This window comes from Cupriavidus sp. 05T41 (assembly GCF_056396525.1).
In genome coordinates this window covers 18,426-36,846 of sequence record NZ_JBFTLQ010000040.1, presented here as the reverse complement: position 1 = coordinate 36,846, position 18,421 = coordinate 18,426, and the positions used below count along the sequence as shown (strand labels likewise).

13 protein-coding genes are annotated in these 18,421 nt (G+C 68.5%); 8 read left to right on the top strand and 5 right to left on the bottom strand.

Features of this window, described 5'->3' with window-relative positions:
- Positions 1-43: 43 nt before the first annotated feature.
- Positions 44-3,613, bottom strand: a complete 3,570-nt coding sequence (locus AC1DKV_RS22935) for an indolepyruvate ferredoxin oxidoreductase family protein (RefSeq protein ID WP_441614500.1) — start codon at positions 3,611-3,613, stop codon at positions 44-46.
- Positions 3,614-3,808: 195 nt separating this feature from the next.
- On the opposite strand from AC1DKV_RS22935, the gene AC1DKV_RS22930 reads away from it, so the two are divergent.
- The 4 genes from AC1DKV_RS22930 (at position 3,809) to AC1DKV_RS22915 (ending at position 8,114) form a co-directional block, all read left to right on the top strand.
- Positions 3,809-4,756 carry a LysR family transcriptional regulator gene (locus AC1DKV_RS22930; protein WP_441614502.1) on the top strand — a complete coding sequence of 316 codons (948 nt, stop codon included), beginning with the start codon at positions 3,809-3,811 and terminating at the stop codon, positions 4,754-4,756.
- 270 nt (positions 4,757-5,026) lie between these two features.
- A complete protein-coding gene (gene adh, locus AC1DKV_RS22925) occupies positions 5,027-6,547 on the top strand; it encodes an aldehyde dehydrogenase (protein WP_441614504.1) in 1,521 nt (506 codons plus the stop codon).
- A 122-nt stretch (positions 6,548-6,669) separates the two neighbouring features.
- On the top strand, positions 6,670-7,701 hold the full coding sequence (gene adhP / locus AC1DKV_RS22920; protein WP_441614506.1) for an alcohol dehydrogenase AdhP: 1,032 nt from the start codon (positions 6,670-6,672) through the stop codon (positions 7,699-7,701).
- A 20-nt stretch (positions 7,702-7,721) separates the two neighbouring features.
- Positions 7,722-8,114: a DUF779 domain-containing protein gene (locus tag AC1DKV_RS22915; protein ID WP_441614508.1), complete on the top strand. Its 393-nt coding sequence runs from the start codon at positions 7,722-7,724 to the stop codon at positions 8,112-8,114.
- 108 nt (positions 8,115-8,222) lie between these two features.
- Here AC1DKV_RS22915 and AC1DKV_RS22910 read toward each other — a convergent pair whose 3' ends face one another.
- Positions 8,223-10,145, bottom strand: a complete 1,923-nt coding sequence (locus tag AC1DKV_RS22910; RefSeq protein ID WP_441614510.1) for a sigma-54-dependent Fis family transcriptional regulator — start codon at positions 10,143-10,145, stop codon at positions 8,223-8,225.
- A gap of 227 nt (positions 10,146-10,372) precedes the next feature.
- On the opposite strand from AC1DKV_RS22910, the gene AC1DKV_RS22905 reads away from it, so the two are divergent.
- Positions 10,373-10,780: a VOC family protein gene (locus AC1DKV_RS22905; RefSeq protein WP_441614512.1), complete on the top strand. Its 408-nt coding sequence runs from the start codon at positions 10,373-10,375 to the stop codon at positions 10,778-10,780.
- Between the two features lie 38 nt (positions 10,781-10,818).
- On the opposite strand, the gene AC1DKV_RS22900 is transcribed toward AC1DKV_RS22905, so the two are convergent.
- Positions 10,819-11,073 (bottom strand): hypothetical protein, encoded by a 255-nt coding sequence (locus AC1DKV_RS22900; protein ID WP_441614514.1) that lies wholly within the window; start codon positions 11,071-11,073, stop codon positions 10,819-10,821.
- 164 nt (positions 11,074-11,237) lie between these two features.
- On the opposite strand from AC1DKV_RS22900, the gene AC1DKV_RS22895 reads away from it, so the two are divergent.
- From AC1DKV_RS22895 to AC1DKV_RS22885, 3 genes are all read left to right on the top strand, one after another.
- On the top strand, positions 11,238-12,206 hold the full coding sequence (locus tag AC1DKV_RS22895) for an alpha/beta hydrolase (RefSeq protein ID WP_441614516.1): 969 nt from the start codon (positions 11,238-11,240) through the stop codon (positions 12,204-12,206).
- A 9-nt stretch (positions 12,207-12,215) separates the two neighbouring features.
- Positions 12,216-14,273: a penicillin-binding protein 1A gene (locus tag AC1DKV_RS22890; protein ID WP_441614518.1), complete on the top strand. Its 2,058-nt coding sequence runs from the start codon at positions 12,216-12,218 to the stop codon at positions 14,271-14,273.
- Positions 14,274-14,395: 122 nt separating this feature from the next.
- Entirely contained in the window at positions 14,396-15,664 is a 1,269-nt protein-coding gene (locus tag AC1DKV_RS22885) for an arsenic transporter (RefSeq protein ID WP_441614520.1), read from the top strand.
- Positions 15,665-15,706: 42 nt separating this feature from the next.
- Here AC1DKV_RS22885 and AC1DKV_RS22880 read toward each other — a convergent pair whose 3' ends face one another.
- The gene (locus AC1DKV_RS22880) at positions 15,707-16,003 is read right to left on the bottom strand and encodes a nicotinamide mononucleotide transporter (RefSeq protein ID WP_441614522.1); all 297 of its coding nucleotides are present in this window, start codon (positions 16,001-16,003) and stop codon (positions 15,707-15,709) included.
- A gap of 373 nt (positions 16,004-16,376) precedes the next feature.
- On the bottom strand, positions 16,377-18,140 hold the full coding sequence (locus AC1DKV_RS22875; RefSeq protein ID WP_441614524.1) for a hybrid sensor histidine kinase/response regulator: 1,764 nt from the start codon (positions 18,138-18,140) through the stop codon (positions 16,377-16,379).
- Positions 18,141-18,421: the final 281 nt, after the last annotated feature.

Sequence of the window (18,421 nt, the reverse complement as noted above, 5' to 3'; positions counted from 1 at the left end):
CGGCGGCGCACCATGCGCCGGCCGCTGTGCCTCCCGCCACCGCTCAGGCCGCCACCCGCGCCCCCGCCTCGCGGTATTGCGCCAGCAGCGTCGCCTGGCGCGCAGCCACCTTTTCCATATTGGCTTCCTTGACGTGGCCGAAGCCGCGGATATCGTCCGGCAGGCTGGCCAGCGCCACGGCCGTATCCAGGCGCCCGGCGTCGAGCGAAGCGCAGAGTTCCTCCGTCATCCCGATATAGTCGGCGACCAGCTTGCGCTCGGCGCGCCGCTCGGCGGTCTTGCCGAACACGTCGAAGGCGGTGCCGCGCAAGCCCTTGGCGCGTGCCAGCAGACGGAACACGCTCAGCATGCCGGGCCCGAAACGGCGCTTGACCAGGTGCCCGTGCGCGTCGCGCTTTGCCAGCAGCGGCGGCGCGAGGTGGAAGCCTAGCTGGTAGTCGCGGCCGGGTTCGCCTTCGAACTGGGTGCGCAGCTTGTCGAGGAAGGCCGGGTCGGCATACAGGCGCGCGACTTCGTATTCATCCTTGTAGGCCATCAGCTTGGCGAGGTTGCGCGCCACCGCTTCGGTGAGCAGCAGGCGGCTGCCGGCGCCGAGCGCCTTCTCCGCGTTGCGCACGCGCTCCACCACCGTGCTGTAGCGGGCCGCATAGGCGGCGTTCTGGTAGGCCGTCAGCATCGCTTCGCGCTGGCGGATCACGCCGTCGAGCGTTTCCGGCATCGCCACCACCTGCGCGCGCGGCGCGGGCTTGAGCTGCGCGCTGAGCGCGGCTTCGCCGTGATGGGCCAGGTAGCGGCCCCAGTCGAAGGCCAGCAGGTTCTTCTCCACCGACACGCCGTTGAGCTCGATGGCGCGCACCAGGCTCTCGCGCTGCAGCGGGATCCAGCCCTTCTGCCAGGCAAAGCCGAGCAGCAGCGGGTTGGAGTAGATCGAGTCGGCCAGCAAGGTCACGGCCCAGGCGTTGGCATCGATAAAGGCGCAGGCATCGCCCACGCTCGCGCGCAGGTCCTGCTCGGCCGAGGCGCCGGGGAACTTCCACTTCGGGTTGTGGATGAATTCGGCGGTGGGCGTGCTGGCGCTGTTGATGGCGGCGGCCGTCACGCCCGCCCGGGTCTTGGACAGGACTTCGGGCGAGGCCGAGACGATGGCATCGCAGCCGATCACCAGGCGCGCCTCGCCCATGGCAATGCGGGTGGCATGCAGCGCGGACGGGGTCGGCGCGATCTGCACGTGGCTGATCACGGCGCCGCCCTTCTGCGCCAGGCCGGCCATGTCGAGCACGGTCACGCCCTTCTTTTCGAGGTGGGCCGCCATGCCGAGCAGGCCGCCGATGGTGACCACGCCGGTGCCGCCCACGCCGGTCACCAGCACGCCGTAGGCGCGCTCGAGCGCCGGCAGCGCCGGCAGCGGCAACGCCGAGAAATCGGCACCGGCCCCCTTGCCGCCCGCGGCGGCCGGCTTCTTCACCTGCGCGCCTTCGGCGGTGACGAAGCTCGGGCAGAAGCCGTTGACGCAGGAGAAGTCCTTGTTGCAGGAGGACTGGTTGATCTTGCGCTTGGTGCCGAGCGGCGTTTCCAGCGGCTCCACCGACAGGCAGTTCGACTTGACCGAGCAATCGCCGCAGCCTTCGCAGACCGCATCGTTGATAAAGGCGCGCTTGGCCGGATCCGGATAGGTGCCGCGCTTGCGGCGGCGGCGCTTTTCGGTAGCGCAGGTCTGGTCGTAGATCAGCACGGTGACGCCGGCGGTATCGCGCAGCTGGCGCTGGATTTCGTCGAGCGCGTCGCGGTGGTGCACGCTTACGCCGCCGGGCAGCATGCCGCCGTCGCCGTATTTCTCCGGCTCGTCGGTCACCACCACGATCTTGCTGGCGCCTTCGGCCTGCACCTGGTGGGCGATCTGCGGCACCGTGAGCACGCCGTCGACGGGCTGGCCGCCGGTCATGGCCACGGCGTCGTTGAACAGGATCTTGTAGGTGATGTTGGCCTTGGCCGCGATCGATGCGCGCACGGCCAGCAGCCCGGAGTGGAAGTAGGTGCCGTCGCCGAGGTTGACGAACACATGCTTCTCACCGGTGAAGTGCATCTGGCCGGTCCACGCCACGCCTTCGCCGCCCATCTGGCTGAAGGTGTCGGTATTGCGGTCCATCCACAGCGTCATGTAGTGGCAGCCGATGCCGGCCATGGCGCGCGAGCCTTCGGGCACGCGGGTGGAAGTGTTATGCGGGCAGCCCGAGCAGAACCAGGGCTTGCGCTCCACCGCGATGCGCGGGCGCGCGGCCTCGCGCTCCTTGGCTTCGATCAGCGCCAGGCGCGCGGCGATGCGCTCGCGCACGTCGGACGGCAGGTCGCTCTTTTCCAGGCGGGTGGCGATGGCCTTGGCGATCAGCGCCGGCGACAGTTCATAGTGCGCCGGCAGCAGCCAGTTGCCGCGCGGCACCGACCATTCGCCACCGTGGTTGCCGCGCTCGTCGAACTTGCCGTAGACCTTGGGGCGCACGTCGTCGCGCCAGTTGTAGAGTTCTTCCTTGAGCGCGTACTCGAGGATCTGGCGCTTTTCTTCCACCACCAGGATTTCTTCCAGCCCGGTGGCGAACTCGCGCGCGTCATGCGCGTCGAGCGGCCACACGCAGCCCACCTTGAACACGCGGATGCCGATGCGGCGGCAGGTGTCGTCGTCCAGGCCCAGGTCGGCAAGCGCCTGGCGCACGTCGAGGTAGGCCTTGCCGGCGGTCATGATGCCGAAGCGCGCATTGGGAGAATCCAGCACCACGCGGTTAAGCTTGTTGGCGCGCACATAGGCCAGTGCCGCGTACCACTTGTGGTCCAGCAGACGGGCTTCCTGCACCAGGGGCGCATCCGGCCAGCGGATATTGAGACCACCCTCGGGCATGGCGAAATCTTCCGGCAGCCTGATCTGCACGCGCTCGGGATCGATCTCCACCGAGGCGTTGGACTCCACCACGTCGGTCACGCATTTCATCGACACCCACAGGCCGGAGTAGCGGCTCATGGCCCAGCCGTGCAGCCCGTAGTCGAGGTATTCCTGCACGTCGGACGGATACAGCACCGGAATGCCGGCAGCCATCAGCACATGCTCGGACTGGTGCGCCACGGTGGAGGACTTGGCCGCGTGGTCGTCGCCGGCCAGCAGCAGCACGCCGCCGTGCGTGGCCGAGCCAGCCGAGTTGGCGTGCTTGAGCACGTCGATCGAGCGGTCCACGCCCGGGCCCTTGCCGTACCACATCGAGAACACGCCGTCGCGGGTGGCGCCGGGGAACAGGTTGACCTGCTGCGAGCCCCATACGGCGGTGGCGGCCAGGTCCTCGTTGACGCCGGGCTGGAACACCACGTCGCTGGCGGCCAGGTGCTTCTTGGCCTTCCACAGCGCCTGGTCCACGCCACCCAGCGGCGAGCCGCGGTAGCCGGAGATAAAGCCCGCGGTGTTGAGGCCGGCGGCGCGGTCGCGCGCCTTCTGCAGCATCGGCAAGCGCACCAGCGCCTGGGTGCCGCTCAGGTAAACCCTGCCTTTCTCGAGGGTGTATTTGTCGTCCAGCGAAACGCTATCGAGGGACGCCAGCGCGGCTTGCAGGTCGGGGGATAGGGGTGCATTCATCGATGCTGTCTCCGTGTGCTCTCAGGGGCTGCGCTGAGTGTAGGAAGGCCGCTCGATATCGTAAAATCATGAATTCAGAGAGCAGGTATCTGAAAATCGGATAGCGAGCGTTAACCCGTAGCGCCGGAGACGCAAAGCCGAAGCGCCACTTTCACCACCAGCGGCGCCACCAGCCGTGCAGGAAAAGGAGATGCCATGCCGAAGGACCGCACCGGGGGACAGGACAGCGCGCCGCGCCTGGCCAAGGAAATCACGCTGCGGCAGTTCCGCTACTTCGCGGCGGCGGCCGAAACCGGCCAGTTCTCGATGGCGGCTACCGCCGAGCATGTGTCGCAGTCGGCCATCACCAATGCCGTGCTGATGCTCGAACAGCAGCTCGGCGTGCGCCTGTTCGACCGCCTGCCCCACGGGGTGACGCTGACGCCTGAGGGCCACCGCCTGCACCAGCGCGCCCGCGAGATACTGGACGCCGTGCAGGACACCCTGCGCGAGCCGCGCTTCCAGGCGCACAATCTCAGCGGCACGGTGCGGCTGGCAGCGTCGTACACCGTGCTCGGCTACCTGCTGCCGGGCCTGCTGGCGCGCTTTCGCACCAACTACCCGGATATCGATTTCGACCTGCACGACATGGACCGCCCCGGCATCGAGCAGGGCGTGCTGTCCGGCGACATCGAGCTTGGCATCTGCCTGCTGTCCAACATCGAGAAACTGCAGCGCTTTGCCCATCACACGCTGATCCGCTCGCGGCGCCAGCTGTGGGCTTCGCCGTCGCACCCCTTGCTGGCCCTGCCCAGGCTGACGCTCAAGGATATCGCGGCGCACCCCTATATCCTGATCACCGTGGACGAGAGCGAGCGCGCCACGCTGCGCTACTGGCGCAGCAAGCGGCTGGCGCCGTCGATCGCCTTCCGCACCAGCTCGATGGAAGCGCTGCGCGGGCTGGTGGCGCACGGCTTCGGCGTGACGGTGCTGTCCGACATGGTGTACCGGCCCTGGTCGCTCGAAGGCCGCCAGATCGAGGCCCGGCCGATTGCCGACGGTGTGCCGGACATGGAGGTCGGGCTGCTGTGGCAGCCGGGACGCAAGCTGGATGCGCCGGCCGACGCGCTGCGCGAATTCCTGATCCACGCCAGCGGAAGCTAGCAAGGCCGGCCTGCGCGCAGCGTGTCACCCTGCCACACGCTGTCACACACTGTTCCAGATTGGCACACCTGCGCCGCGCATGACACATCGGCTGCGGCTGGCATAGCCGGCCGCCGGCCAGTCTTTGCCTGCCTTTCGCCGCCGCCGTGCGCCGCCGCTCGCCGGGCATGCCTCTTGCGGATAAGGGGCCGTGCGCGCGGCATCGCCGCACGGTGCGCTGTCCTTTCGACATCGCACGGAACCAAGCGAAATCAAATAACGGAGCGAGACATGGACATGGCGGAAATCGCCCAGCTGGGCGTTGCGAATCCCTACAAGGACCAGTACGAGAACTATATCGGCGGCGCCTGGGTGGCCCCGGTCGACGGCCAGTATTTCGAGGCGATCACGCCCGTCACCGGCAAGCCGTTCACGCGCGTGCCGCGCTCCAACCAGAAGGACATCGACGCCGCGCTCGACGCCGCCCACCGCGCCAAGACGGCCTGGGGCCGCACCTCCACCACCGAGCGCGCCAATATCCTCAACCGCATCGCCGACCGCATCGAGGCCAACCTCGTCACGCTGGCGGTGGCCGAGACCATCGACAACGGCAAGCCGATCCGCGAGACCACCGCGGCCGACCTGCCGCTGGCGGTGGATCACTTCCGCTACTTCGCCGGCTGCATCCGCGCGCAGGAAGGCGGCATCTCCGAGATCGACCACGACACCGTGGCCTATCACTTCCACGAGCCGCTGGGCGTGGTCGGCCAGATCATTCCGTGGAACTTCCCGCTGCTGATGGCGACCTGGAAGCTGGCGCCGGCGCTGGCCGCCGGCAACTGCGTGGTGCTCAAGCCGGCCGAGCAGACCCCGGCCTCGATCCTGGTGCTGATGGAGCTGATCGGCGACCTGCTGCCGCCGGGCGTGCTCAACGTGGTCAACGGCTTCGGCCTGGAGGCAGGCAAGCCGCTGGCGTCCAGCCCGCGCATCAACAAGATCGCCTTCACCGGCGAGACCACCACCGGGCGGCTGATCATGCAGTACGCCTCGCAGAACATCATCCCGGTGACGCTGGAGCTGGGCGGCAAGTCGCCCAATATCTTCTTCGAAGACGTGATGGCCGCAGACGACGCCTTCTTCGACAAGGCGCTGGAAGGCTTTGCCATGTTCGCGCTGAACCAGGGCGAGGTCTGCACCTGCCCGTCGCGCGCGCTGATCCAGGAATCCATCTACGAACGCTTCATGGAACGCGCGCTCAAGCGCGTGGCGGCAATCAAGCAGGGCCACCCGCTCGACAAGACCACCATGATCGGCGCGCAGGCGTCGCAGGAGCAACTGGAAAAGATCCTCTCCTACCTCGACCTGGGCAAGCGGGAAGGCGCGCAATGCCTGATCGGCGGCGAGCGCAATGCGCTGGGCGGCGACCTGTCCACCGGCTACTACGTCAAGCCCACGGTCTTCGCCGGCCACAACAAGATGCGCATCTTCCAGGAGGAAATCTTCGGCCCGGTGGTGTCGGTGACCACCTTCAAGGACGAGGACGAGGCGCTGGAGATCGCTAACGATACGCTCTACGGCCTCGGCGCCGGCGTATGGAGCCGCGACGGCGCGCGTGCCTTCCGCATGGGCCGCGGCATCCAGGCCGGGCGTGTGTGGACCAACTGCTACCACGCGTATCCGGCGCACGCGGCCTTCGGCGGCTACAAGCAATCCGGCATCGGGCGGGAGAACCACCGCATGATGCTGGACCACTACCAGCAGACCAAGAACCTCCTGGTGAGCTACAGCCCGAACGCTCTCGGTTTCTTTTGATCCAGCGCAAACATGGGCGAGCGCGCCGCTGGTGCACCGCGGCGCGCACGCGCATGATCGGACTGACGCCCGGCCGCGCGCGGCGGGCGTAACTGTCAACGGAATCAGCATCAGGAGTCGACATGACAGCAATGATGAAAGCCGCCGTGGTACGCGAATTCGGCGCCCCGCTCACGATCGATGAGGTCCCCGTGCCGGAGCCCGGCCGCGGGCAGATCCAGGTCAAGATCGAAGCCTCCGGGGTCTGCCACACCGACCTGCACGCCGCCGAGGGCGACTGGCCCGTCAAACCCACCTTGCCCTTCATCCCGGGGCACGAAGGCGTGGGCTATGTCTCCGCCGTGGGCGCCGGCGTGACGCGCGTGAAGGAAGGCGACCGCGTCGGCGTGCCCTGGCTCTACAGCGCCTGCGGCTATTGCGAGCATTGCCTGCAGGGCTGGGAGACGCTGTGCGAGAAGCAGCAGAACACCGGCTACTCCGTCAACGGCGGCTACGGCGAATACGTGGTGGCCGATCCCAACTACGTGGGCCTGCTGCCCGACAGCGTGGGCTTCGTCGAGATCGCGCCGATCCTGTGCGCGGGCGTGACGGTCTACAAGGGCCTCAAGGTCACCGACACGCGCCCGGGACAGTGGGTGGTGATCTCCGGCATCGGCGGCCTTGGCCACGTCGCCGTGCAGTATGCGCGCGCCATGGGCATGCGCGTGGCGGCGGTGGATATCGACGACAAGAAGCTCGAACTGGCCCGCAAACTCGGCGCCGAGGTCACCGTCAACGCGCGCACCACCGATCCGGTGGCCTACCTGCAGAAGGAAATCGGCGGCGCGCACGGCGCACTGGTGACGGCGGTCTCGCCCAAGGCGTTCGGCCAGGCCATCGGCATGGTGCGGCGCGGCGGCACCATCGCGCTCAACGGCTTGCCGCCGGGCGACTTCCCCACGCCGATCTTCGACGTGGTGCTCAGGGGCATCACCATCCGCGGCTCCATCGTCGGCACCCGCAGCGACCTGCAGGAATCGCTGGACTTCGCCGCGCACGGCGCGGTCAAGGCCACGGTTTCCACCGCGCCGCTGGAGCAGATCAACGATATCTTCGCGCGCATGCGCTCCGGCGACATCGAAGGCCGGGTGGTGATGGACTTTTCCGCAGCCTGACCAGGCAAGGAGCGCCCCCGATGTCCGACACCACCATTCCTGCCGGCGCCGTGCAACGCGTGATCGCCACGCCTGCCGCGCAGGCGCTGATCGAGCGCCTGCGCGGGCAGCATGGCGAGCTGATGTTCCACCAGTCCGGCGGCTGCTGCGACGGCAGCGCGCCGATGTGCTATCCGGCCGGCGAGCTGATCATCGGCGATGCCGATGTCTGCCTGGGCGAGATCGGCGGCATGCCCTTCTACATGACCCGCGCGCAATTCGAGTACTGGCAGCACACGCGACTGGTGATCGACGTGGTGCCCGGCACGGGCGGCATGTTCTCGCTGGAGGGGCCGACCGGCTTGCGCTTCCTGACGCGCTCGGAGCTGTTCAGCGACGAGGAGGCGGCGCGACTGGAGAAAGCCGCTCGCTGACTGCGCACACGCAAGGACAGAAGGCTGCTTCGTTGCGCCCGCATGGCGCGGCAAGGCAGCCTCTTTTTCATTGGCGCCCGCGCCAGGAAGCGCGTCGGCCTCCGGCCTTCAGTCGCGCTTCTTCAATCGCCTGTAGATGGTATTCCTGGAAACGCCCAGTTCCCGCGCAGCCAGGCTGACATTGCCCGCATGCCGCGCCAGCGCCTGGCGGATCAGGCCCGCCTCGACATCCCGCAAGGGCTCGGGTGAATCGCACGCCGCCGCGGACGCGGCGCATGGCGCGGCTTCACGGGCAGGGCCGGGCGCAGCCAGTTCGTCGAAGAAATCCTCCGGCAGGTGCGCCACCCCGATCACGTCCTCGCCTTCGGCCATGATCGCCGCGGTGCGCAGCACATTGACCATCTGGCGCAGGTTGCCGGGCCAGGCATGCCGCTGGAAGCGTTCCAGCACTTCGGCAGACACGCGCAGCGCATGCGGGCCGCCGCCCTGCTCCGGCGGCGCGAGCTGCTGCGCCAGGATGCGCTCCACCAGCGCCGGCAGGTCGGTACGCTCGCGCAGGGCGGGCAGCGTGACGGCGAGTGCGTTGATGCGGTAGTACAGGTCTTCGCGGAAGGTGCCGGCGGCGATCATCGCGCGCAGGTCGCGGTGGGTGGCGCAGATGATGCGCAGGTCCACGGGAATCGCGCGCGTGGCGCCGAGCGGCGTCACGGCACGCTCCTGCAGCACGCGCATCAGGCGCACCTGCTGCGCCAGCGGCATGTCGCCGATCTCGTCGAGGAACAGGGTGCCGCCATGCGCCTGGACCAGCTTGCCGGGACTGCCGCGCCGCCGCGCGCCGGTGAAAGCGCCGTCTTCGTAGCCGAACAGTTCGGCCTCGATCAGCGACTCGGGGATCGAGGCGCAATTGACCGCTACGAAGGGTGCGTCGCCGCGCGCAGAGGCACAATGGATGGCGCGCGCCAGCCACTCCTTGCCGGTGCCGGTACGGCCGAGCACCAGGATCGGGATATCGCGCCCGCGCACCTTGTCCACCCGCTGCAGCACGGCTGCCATGCGGGCGTCGCCGGTGTCGAGGGCGGCCAGCGCGGAGGCCTGGCTGCACGGCGCGGCGGGCGCCGCGGCGGCAGCGGCACGGCGTGCGGGCATGAGCCGCGTCGTGCGCGCGAACACATGAACGCGACTCGGCAGCGTGAGCGTGAGCAACTGGTCGCTGGCCTCGCCGCCCTGCCTCAGCGCGGCGCCCAGCGGCATGCCGAACAGGTCGGCGAAACCCTGGCGGTCCAGCGTGTCGGGCGAAAGCCCCAGCTGGAACAGGCCGCTGCGGTTGGCGGCGAGAAAGGTACCGTCGGGCGCAAACGCGGCCATGCCTTCGAACAGCGTGCCGACGAATTCCGGGCGCGCATGAAAGCGCACCAGCACGCCATCGCTGAAATGCGTGGCGAACAGGTGGTTCTCGATCATCTGCGCCGACATGCGCACCAGCGCCAGGGTGTGCTTGTGAAAGCCGCGGTGATCGCCGCTGACATCGAGCGCGCCGAGGACCTGGCCGAACGGACCGGCGATCGGGGCGCACGAGCAGGTCAGCAGACGGTTGGCACGCAGGAAGTGCTCATCGGCATGGACCACCGTGGCGCGCGCCTCGGCCAGCGTGGTGCCGATCGCGTTGGTGCCCTTGCTGGACTCCGCCCACGACACGCCCGGCGCCAGCGCCACGCGCCGGGCCTGGTCGGCGAAATCGCCGTCGCCCAGGCTGTGCAGGATCACGCCGCCACTGTCGGTAAGCAGCACCATGCTTTCGGTGCCGGCGATCTGCGCGTGCAGGGTTTCCATCACCGGCAGCGCATGCCGGTAAAGCGCCTGGCTGGCGTCGACCAGTTCGTGCAGCGCGTGCTTTGGCAAGGGGTGGAAATCGGCCCCGTGGGCGACTTCGAGCCCGAAGGCGGCGGAACGCGCGTGCGCGCGGGCGATCAGGGAGCCGCGCTCCGGGTCGTCGGGCGACGCCGCGGCGTGGCGGGCAAGCGGGCTGCTCATGACGGCTGGTCTCCTGTTATGGATCCCGGTCGGTCCGGGTCAGGCCGTCTCTATGCGCGGATGTCGGGGCGGCATGGCGACCTTGCCGCGAAACCTTATCACAAGCAGGGCGCGCGGCGCGCGGGCATACGTCCGAAGTCGGGTGTAAAGTACATGCATTCCCGGCCCACCCCTTCCTTCATACCAGCGTCACCCCCTCCGGCATTTCCATTTCCGAAAGGTGCAAGATGAGCATCGTGATTGACCGCTTCGACCATATCGTCCTCAATGTGAAGGACGTCGAGACCAGCGCCGCGTGGTACGAAAGCGTGCTGGGCATGACGCGAGAGGATTTCGATTCGCGCACCGGCAAGCGGGTCTCGGTGCGCTTCGGGCAGCAGAAAATCAACCTGCGCCCGATCGGCACCGACACCGTGGCGTGGTTCACCGGCGTGCATCCCACCCCAGGCAGCGACGACCTCTGCTTCATCACGCGCAATTCGCTGGAGAGCGTGATCGCGCACTGGCTGGCGCACCGCGTGCCGATCGAGGCGGGGCCGGCTGCCCGCACCGGCGCGCTTGGCCCGATGACCTCGGTCTATTGCCGGGACCCGGATGGCAACCTGATCGAGGTGGCCGCCTACCCTGCGAACTGAGCGGCGCACCGAGCGGCGAACCGAGCGGCGGACGGCTTCTAGCGCTTGCCGTCGAGCAAATCGTTCAGCAGTTCGTCGAACGCCGCCTGGGCGTCTTCGAGTGCCTGCAGCGCCGCGTCGAAGGTCGTCAGCGCCATCTTGGACGGATTGCCCGAGCCCTGCGGCGCAAACTGCCCTTGCAGCGAGGTGAAGGCCACCTGCACCTGGCGGCTGGCGCTGACCACGCGCTCCATTGCCTGCGCTTCTTCCGCGCGTCTCTGGCCGGCCAGGGCCGGATCGTTTTGCTCGCTCATGTTGCTTTGGCTCCGTGCGCGGCCGCACGGGCCGCCGTTGATGTGGAGCGTATCGTACAAGAACTTGTAGCCGCCTGGCCCGGTCGAATGCCGTGGCCGCGGGAAATGCCCCCGGGGCTCCCCCGCTGCGCGCAGGCCGCGCCGGACATTTTTGCGAATCAAGCATGCCGTCATCCCTTTCCCGCAAGACGCTCGCCGTTGCCCTGTTCACGGCCGGCAGCTTTACCTGCTACTGGACCTATCTCACGCTGAACCAGGACAGACTGCTGTTCGACGCCCGCCGCCGCCCGCCGCGCGACCTGCCCGACGGGATCACCACCTATGCGCACGAGGTGCCCGGCGGCCTGCTGCACGGCTATGTCTATGGCGCCCCGGCGGCGCCCGACGGCTCGCCGGCGCTGCCCGAGGACGATGCCCCGCCGGTGCGTGACCTGCTCTTTTACCTGCCCGGGCGCGGGGAGGACGTGCTGCTCACCATGCAATACCTGGAATGGTTGCCACCGGGGGTAGGCTTTGCCACCATGGACTACCGGGGTGTGGGCGACTCGGACGGCACCCCGTCGGAAGCTTCCGCGGTGGCGGATGCGAGCCAGTTCCTGCTGCACGTGCGCCGCGTGTTCCCGGGCACGCGCGTGCACGTGGTCGGGCGCAGCCTCGGAACCGGCATCGCCATCCAGCTGGCGGACCTGCAGGACTTCGAAAGCCTGCAACTGATCACGCCCTACGATTCGCTGCTGGAAATCGTGCGCAAGCGCTTCCCGCTGGTGCCGCTGCGGCAACTGATGCGCCATCACTTCGATTCGATCTCGCACTGCAAGAAGGTGGTGCAGAGCACCAAGGTGCTGCTGGCGGAGACCGACGAGGTGGTACCGCATGAATGCTCGGAGCGCCTGATCGCAGCGTGGCCCATGCCGGTCGCGCAGGAAACCGTGCCGGGCACCGACCATTTCACCATCATCGAGCGACGCGAGACCTGGCGCGCGCTGGCCGGATTCGCGCAGCAGGTGGGCTCGCCGGAGATGCGTCCGGTGGCATCGCCACCCCCGGCGCAAGCAGCCGGCATGGGCGCGGCGGCCCCCGCCGACGAGCTTGTGCATCGCCTGTCGGCGGTGGCGGCCCTGGCCCCAAGGTAGAATGCGCGCATGAAACGAGTCGTAGCAAAGGCAGCCAGCGCCACTTTGGCGCTGGCTGCAGCCTCCATCCTGCTTGTCGGGTTCGCCGCTGTCGTGAGCCTGCGCCAACTCCCCGCCGTCGACGCCCTGCGCGATTACCGCCCGGACCTGCCGCTGCGCATCTTCACCGCCGACAACGTCCTGATCGGCGAATTCGGCAACGAGCACCGGGAATTCGTCCCGCTCGAACGCATGCCGCGCCAGATGTCCAATGCCCTGCTCGCGGCCGAGGACGACCAGTTCTACGAGCACGCCGGCGTGGACATCCCCGGCATCTTCCGTGCCGCCCTGGCCAATATCGGCGAGGGCTATGCGCAGGGCGCCTCCACCATCACCATGCAGGTGGCGCGCAATTTCTACCTGTCGCGCGAGAAGACGCTCTCGCGCAAGTGGTATGAAATCCTGCTGGCCTGGAAGATCGACCACTCGCTGTCGAAGGACCGCATCCTCGAGCTGTACATGAACCAGGTCTACCTGGGCGAGCACGCGTACGGCTTCGGCAGCGCCGCGCAGGCGTACTTCGGCAAGCCGCTGGATGCGCTCTCGCTGGCCGAATCGGCCATGCTGGCCGGCCTGCCCAAGGCGCCCTCGACCATGAATCCGGTGGTGAACTTCCAGCGCGCGAAGCTGCGCCAGCAATACGTGCTGGGACGCATGCAGGCGCTGGGCATGATCACGCACGAGCAATACCAGGCGGCCCGCAAGGAGACGCTGCAGGTGGCAGGCGGGCGCAACGGCCACTTCGACGGCCACGCCGAGTATGTCGCCGAGCTGGCGCGCCAGCTGGCCTACGAGCGCTTCGGCGAAGATGCCTACACGCGCGGGCTGAACGTCTACACCACGGTATCCTCGGTGCGGCAGAGCCTGGCCTACGAGGCCGTGCATGCCGGCCTCGACCAGTACGGCCGGCGCCATGGCGCCGCGCCGGGGCCGCAGGCCGCGCTGGTGTCGCTGGACAGCAAGAGCGGCGCCATCGAAGCCATGATCGGCGGCGCCGACTTCGGCACCAGCCGCTTCAACCATGCCACCCAGGCCGAGCGGCAACCCGGCTCGACCTTCAAGCCGTTCATCTATTCCGCCGCGCTCGAACGCGGCCTGTCCTCCAACACGATGATCAACGACGCGCCGCTCGATGCCTCGTCGCGCTGGCAGCCGGGCAACGACGACGGCCGCTTCCTGGGCGCCGTGAGCGTGCGCCAGGCGCTGGCCGAGTCGCGCAACCTGCCTGCCATCCGTACGCTGCAGGCCATCGGCATTCCCTATGCGGTGGACTACGCGGGCAAGTTCGGCTTCGCCGAGCAACGCCTGCCGCACTACCTGCCGATGGCGCTGGGCACCGGCACCACCACCCCGCTGCGGCTGGCCGCCGCATATGGCGTGTTCGCCAGCGAAGGCTACCGCACCGAGCCCTACCTGATCGAGCGCATCGCCGACGCCGAGGGCAACGTCCTGTTCACCGCGGCCAGCGAGCCGCAGCCGCGCCGCGTGATTCCGGAGCGCAATGCCTACGTCATGAACAACCTGCTGCGCAGCGTGGTGACCAGCGGCACCGGGGCCGGGCTGCAGCACTACCTGCGGCGCGCGGACGTGGCCGGCAAGACCGGCACCACCAACGACTCGGTGGACGGCTGGTTCGCCGGCTACGCATCGGGCATCGTCACCGTGGCCTGGATGGGCTTCGACGACAACCGCACGCTGGGCCGCCACGAATTCGGCGCGACCACGGCACTGCCGATCTGGGCCGCGTACATGGAGGGCCGCCTCGCGGGCCAGCCCGAGGAGGAATTCGCCGCGCCCGCGAACCTCGTGCGCAGCGGCGACGACTGGATCTATCCGGAATACGCCGACGGCGGCCACGGTATCGCCTCGCTGGGTTTCCCGGCGCCGGCGCCCGAGCAGGAGCCTGCCGCCAGCCCGGCACAGGATGGCCCGGCTGGCCCCGCGGCGCCGTCCGACCCGCTGCGCACTGCCGCGCCCGTGGCACCGCCATCGGCCATCGTGCCCCGCGCGCCACAGTCGAGCACCTGAGCGCCTGAGCACCCGGGCGCCTGAGTACCTGAACACCGCGGGCACCCGCAGCTGACGCCGCCGAATCCGCCGCGCCCTGGCGCGGCGCCACGACACCCACGACACGAACTGCCGCCCATACGATGCTGCCGACCAGCCTGTCTCCCTACAATGGCCTCCTGATCTGGGCGGTTGCGGCGGCCGCCACCGTCGGCGTCATCACGCGGCCGTTCCGCTTGCCCGAGGCCGTCTGGGCCGTGGCCGGCGCGCTGCTGCTGTGCATGACGGGGCTGCTGGCCCTGCCTGATGCGCTGGCCGCCGTGGCGCGCGGCTACGACGTCTACCTGTTTCTCGGCGGCATGATGCTGGCCGCCGAACTGGCCCGCAAGACCGGACTGTTCGACCACCTGGCGGCGGTGGCGGTGCGCCGGGCGAAGGGTTCGGCGCGGCGCCTGTTCGTGCTGGTCTATGGCATCGGCACGCTGGTCACGGTGTTCATGTCGAACGACGCCACCGCGGTGGTGCTCACGCCCGCCGTGCTGGCCGCGACACGCGCCGCCAGGGTCAGGCATCCGCTGCCCTACCTCTACATCTGCGCCTTTATCGCCAATGCCGCCAGCTTCGTGTTGCCGATCTCGAACCCGGCCAACCTGGTCGTCTTCGGCGAGCGCATGCCCACGTTGCTGGGCTGGCTGGCGCGCTTCGCGCTGCCTTCGGCGCTGGCGATCGCCGCCACCTTCGCCGCCCTGTACTGGACGCAGCGCCACGCGCTCGACGAGCGCATCGCGGCCGACGTGCCGGTGCCGCCGCTTTCGCCCGAGGCCCGGCTCACCGCCGCCGGGATCGTGGTGATGGGTGTGGTACTGCTGGCCGCCTCGCTGCTGGGCGCCGAACTCGGTTGGCCGACCTTCCTGGCCGGCCTGGCCACGCTGGTGCTGGTGTGCGCGCGCCGGCCGGGCCTGTGCCTGCCGGCGCTGCGCGAGATTTCGTGGGGCGTGCTGCCAATGGTGGCGGGCCTGTTCGTGCTGGTGGCGGGGCTCGAGCAGACCGGCGTCATCGGCCGGCTGGCATCGGAGATGCAGGCGCTCATCCGCCATGCGGCCACGACCGGGCTGTGGCTGCCCGGCGCCGTGGTGGCGCTGGCATCGAACGTAGTCAACAACTTGCCGGCCGGGCTCATTGCCTCGTCCGTGCTCGCGGCGGGACACGCCTCCACCGATCTCACCAGCGCCGTGCTGATCGGCATCGACCTGGGGCCCAACCTCTCGGTCACCGGCTCGCTGGCCACCTTGCTATGGCTGACCGCCTTGCGGCGCGAGGGCCACGAAGTGGGCGCGCTGCAGTTCCTGCGTCTCGGTGCCCTGGTGATGCCGGTGGCGCTGGCGCCCGCGATCGCCAGCCTGCTGTGGTGAGAAGCAGCGCCGCGTTCCGCGGCACTGCCCGGCAGCAAGTACTCAGGCCGGGTGCGCCTGCGTGTGCGCGCGTTCCTGCTCCCGATGAAACTTCGTGTGGCGATACAAGCCATAGATGCTGGTCGCGGTAAAGCCCAGCTGCTGGACGAACAGGCCATAGGTGCCGGTCACCAGCGCGAATACGCTCCATACCAGGTTGGAACAGAGATAGGCGATCCAGCCCCAGCGCGACGCCTTGTTATGCAAGGCAACCAGCAGGGAGCCGCTCATCGCCAGCGCGCAGCCGGACCATTCGAGGCCATTGAGCAGATTGGGAATGTACTGTTGCGCCAGATCCATCGCGCTTGTCTCCTGAATGATTTCAGATTTATTTTGTGTTCATCTTTTGCATACAATGCAGGCCGAAGCTTAGCCTGCCGGGGCGCGGCAGGGCAAGCGTTTTTGCTCGGGTTTTGCGCGATCGATGGAATACCCCAGGGCCTTGGCTGGATTATTTCGTCAGATAGATGACGATGGCGATGACCCCGAGCGCTGCCAGGGTGAGCATGAGGAAAACAAGCATCGGCAGCATGTGGTGTTGTCGTTCCATCCAGTATGGAGTGGCCGCAACGACACTGGCGTAGGGCGATGGCTGATTCGGGCCAGACGGCCTCCTACATGCCGCCGTTGCGCGCACACCAGCACGCATCCGGCCGCATCCGGCACGCACGCCTCAGCTGCGCGCCAGGACCTGCGCCAGGGCCTCCAGCGCCAGCGGCTTGGCCAGGTGGAAGTCGAACCCGGCCGCCGCGCCGCGTTCCCTGTCGGCCGTGGACGCGTAGCCGCTCAGCGCAACCAGGCGGGTGCCCGCGAAGGACGGCAGCTGGCGCAGGTGCCGGGCCAGTTCGAAGCCGTCGATGCCGGGCAGGCCAATGTCGATCAGCGCGACATCCGGCGTGAAGTCCGCGGCGATCTCCAGCGCGTCCTCGCCGCTGACGGCCAGCCTGACTTCGTGGCCGTCGAGTTCGAGCAACATGCCGAGCGCGCGCAGGCCCTCGGCATTGTCGTCGACCAGCAGGATGCGCATCGGGGCGAGCTTGCCGGTGGTCTGCGCGGCCACCTCGGCCAGTCCGGCGCACACCACCGGCAGGCGCGCCTGCACCTCGGTACCGAGACCCCTGCCATCACTGCGCACCGTGACCGTTCCGTTGTGCAACTCCACCATGCGCTTGACGATAGCCAGCCCCACGCCCAGGCCACCCCCATGCGCATTGGCCGCATACTGGCTGAACATGTCGAGCACATTGGGCAGGAAGGCGGGATCGATACCCACGCCGTTGTCCTTGACCGTGATCACCAGCACGTCGTACGGGCCGGCATCCTCGTCGTTCGCATCCGCTTCCCCCATCGGCGACGGCTCGACCTGCAGCGACAGGTCCATGGTGCCGCCGCGCGGCGTGTACTTGATCGCGTTGGACAGCAGGTTGGTCAACACCTGCGTGAGCCTTGCCGCGTCGGCATACACTGTCACCGGCGCGTCGGGCAGCGAGGTGGTCAGCACGTTGCCGTGCCATTCGATGTCCGACGCCACCGCGGCCAGGGCATCCGCCACGATGTCCTGCATATTGGCGTGGGTGCGCACGATCGGCACCTTGCCCTGCTTGATGCGCGAGGCATCGAGCAGATCGTCGGTCAGCCGCTTGAGCTGGCGCATCTGGCGCTCGGCGATATCGAGCATGCCCGAGGTGGACTGCTGCGCCGTCGCGAGCCGGCGGCTGACCTTGATCGCGCTGTCGATGGCGGCGATCGGGTTGCGCAGTTCGTGCCCGAGCATGGCGAGGAATTCATCCTTGCGCGTATCCGACAACTGCAGCGCCGCGCGCGCGGCCTTGGCCTGCGCCGCTTCGGCGATGGCTGCGTCCTTGCTGCGTGACATGTTGAGCACCGCGCCGGCGAAGCTGGCCAGGCTCTCGAGCAGGCGGCAGTCTTCCTCGTCGAACCAGCGTCCCGGCTCGTGCGTCGCGACCCAGATGGTGCCCCAGGGTCCGCCATCGCCGGGAACCGGCACGACCAGTTCTTCGACCGCCTCCGGCACGGTGGCCGGCAAGCAGGAAAAATGCCGTTGCGGATAGGCCAGCAATTGCGGGCTGCCCAGTTCCAGCGTCACGCCGGACGGGCTCGCGTCGCACGACACCACATGGCCGACCTGCGCGGCGCTGAGCCCCGCGGTAGCGATCCAGCGCAATGCCGGCGTGCCGTCGTTGCCGGGCTCCGGCAGGCAGATGCCGGCGCTGCCCGCGCCGCAAAGCTGTAGCGCGGAATCGGCCAGCGATTGCAGCAGCGCCAGGTCGGACGACACCAGCGCGCGCGCCAGGCGGCGCAGCGCCACGCACTCCGCTGCGTAGTCGGGCGAGCGGGCCGTCCGCTTGCCGAGTTCGTCGGTCTTCAGGATGCCCGCGCTGCGCGCGCGCATCAGCGAAGGGGATGGTGACGCCATGGCAAGTCGCTCCCGGGGACCGGAACAAGTTCCGTGGCAGGCACCGGCGCGCCGGGCGCGCGCGAAACATCCCGCCAGCAAGGAATGTTAGCGGATTTCGGGCCAGCCGGACCGCACCCGGCCCCGCGGGCCAGCGTCCCGTCATCAACACCGTCAACGCCATCGACGCCATCGCTATCGAGGGTCGGCAGCGATAGTTCGCAACAGCCGATCCGCCACGCAGAGGTGCGGAGAACGCGATACGCGAATCTACTTAAGAAGTTTCCCTAGGCACGATGGAA

Coding starts and splice junctions, on each gene's coding strand:
- AC1DKV_RS22895 (WP_441614516.1), top strand. CDS start 11,238: ATGCCGTCATCCCTTTCCCGCAAGACGCTCGCCGTTGCCCTGTTCACG.
- AC1DKV_RS22900 (WP_441614514.1), bottom strand. CDS start 11,073: ATGAGCGAGCAAAACGATCCGGCCCTGGCCGGCCAGAGACGCGCGGAA.
- AC1DKV_RS22930 (WP_441614502.1), top strand. CDS start 3,809: ATGCCGAAGGACCGCACCGGGGGACAGGACAGCGCGCCGCGCCTGGCC.
- adhP (WP_441614506.1), top strand. CDS start 6,670: ATGACAGCAATGATGAAAGCCGCCGTGGTACGCGAATTCGGCGCCCCG.
- AC1DKV_RS22880 (WP_441614522.1), bottom strand. CDS start 16,003: ATGGATCTGGCGCAACAGTACATTCCCAATCTGCTCAATGGCCTCGAA.
- AC1DKV_RS22910 (WP_441614510.1), bottom strand. CDS start 10,145: ATGAGCAGCCCGCTTGCCCGCCACGCCGCGGCGTCGCCCGACGACCCG.
- AC1DKV_RS22905 (WP_441614512.1), top strand. CDS start 10,373: ATGAGCATCGTGATTGACCGCTTCGACCATATCGTCCTCAATGTGAAG.
- AC1DKV_RS22875 (WP_441614524.1), bottom strand. CDS start 18,140: ATGGCGTCACCATCCCCTTCGCTGATGCGCGCGCGCAGCGCGGGCATC.
- AC1DKV_RS22935 (WP_441614500.1), bottom strand. CDS start 3,613: ATGAATGCACCCCTATCCCCCGACCTGCAAGCCGCGCTGGCGTCCCTC.
- adh (WP_441614504.1), top strand. CDS start 5,027: ATGGACATGGCGGAAATCGCCCAGCTGGGCGTTGCGAATCCCTACAAG.
- AC1DKV_RS22915 (WP_441614508.1), top strand. CDS start 7,722: ATGTCCGACACCACCATTCCTGCCGGCGCCGTGCAACGCGTGATCGCC.
- AC1DKV_RS22885 (WP_441614520.1), top strand. CDS start 14,396: ATGCTGCCGACCAGCCTGTCTCCCTACAATGGCCTCCTGATCTGGGCG.
- AC1DKV_RS22890 (WP_441614518.1), top strand. CDS start 12,216: ATGAAACGAGTCGTAGCAAAGGCAGCCAGCGCCACTTTGGCGCTGGCT.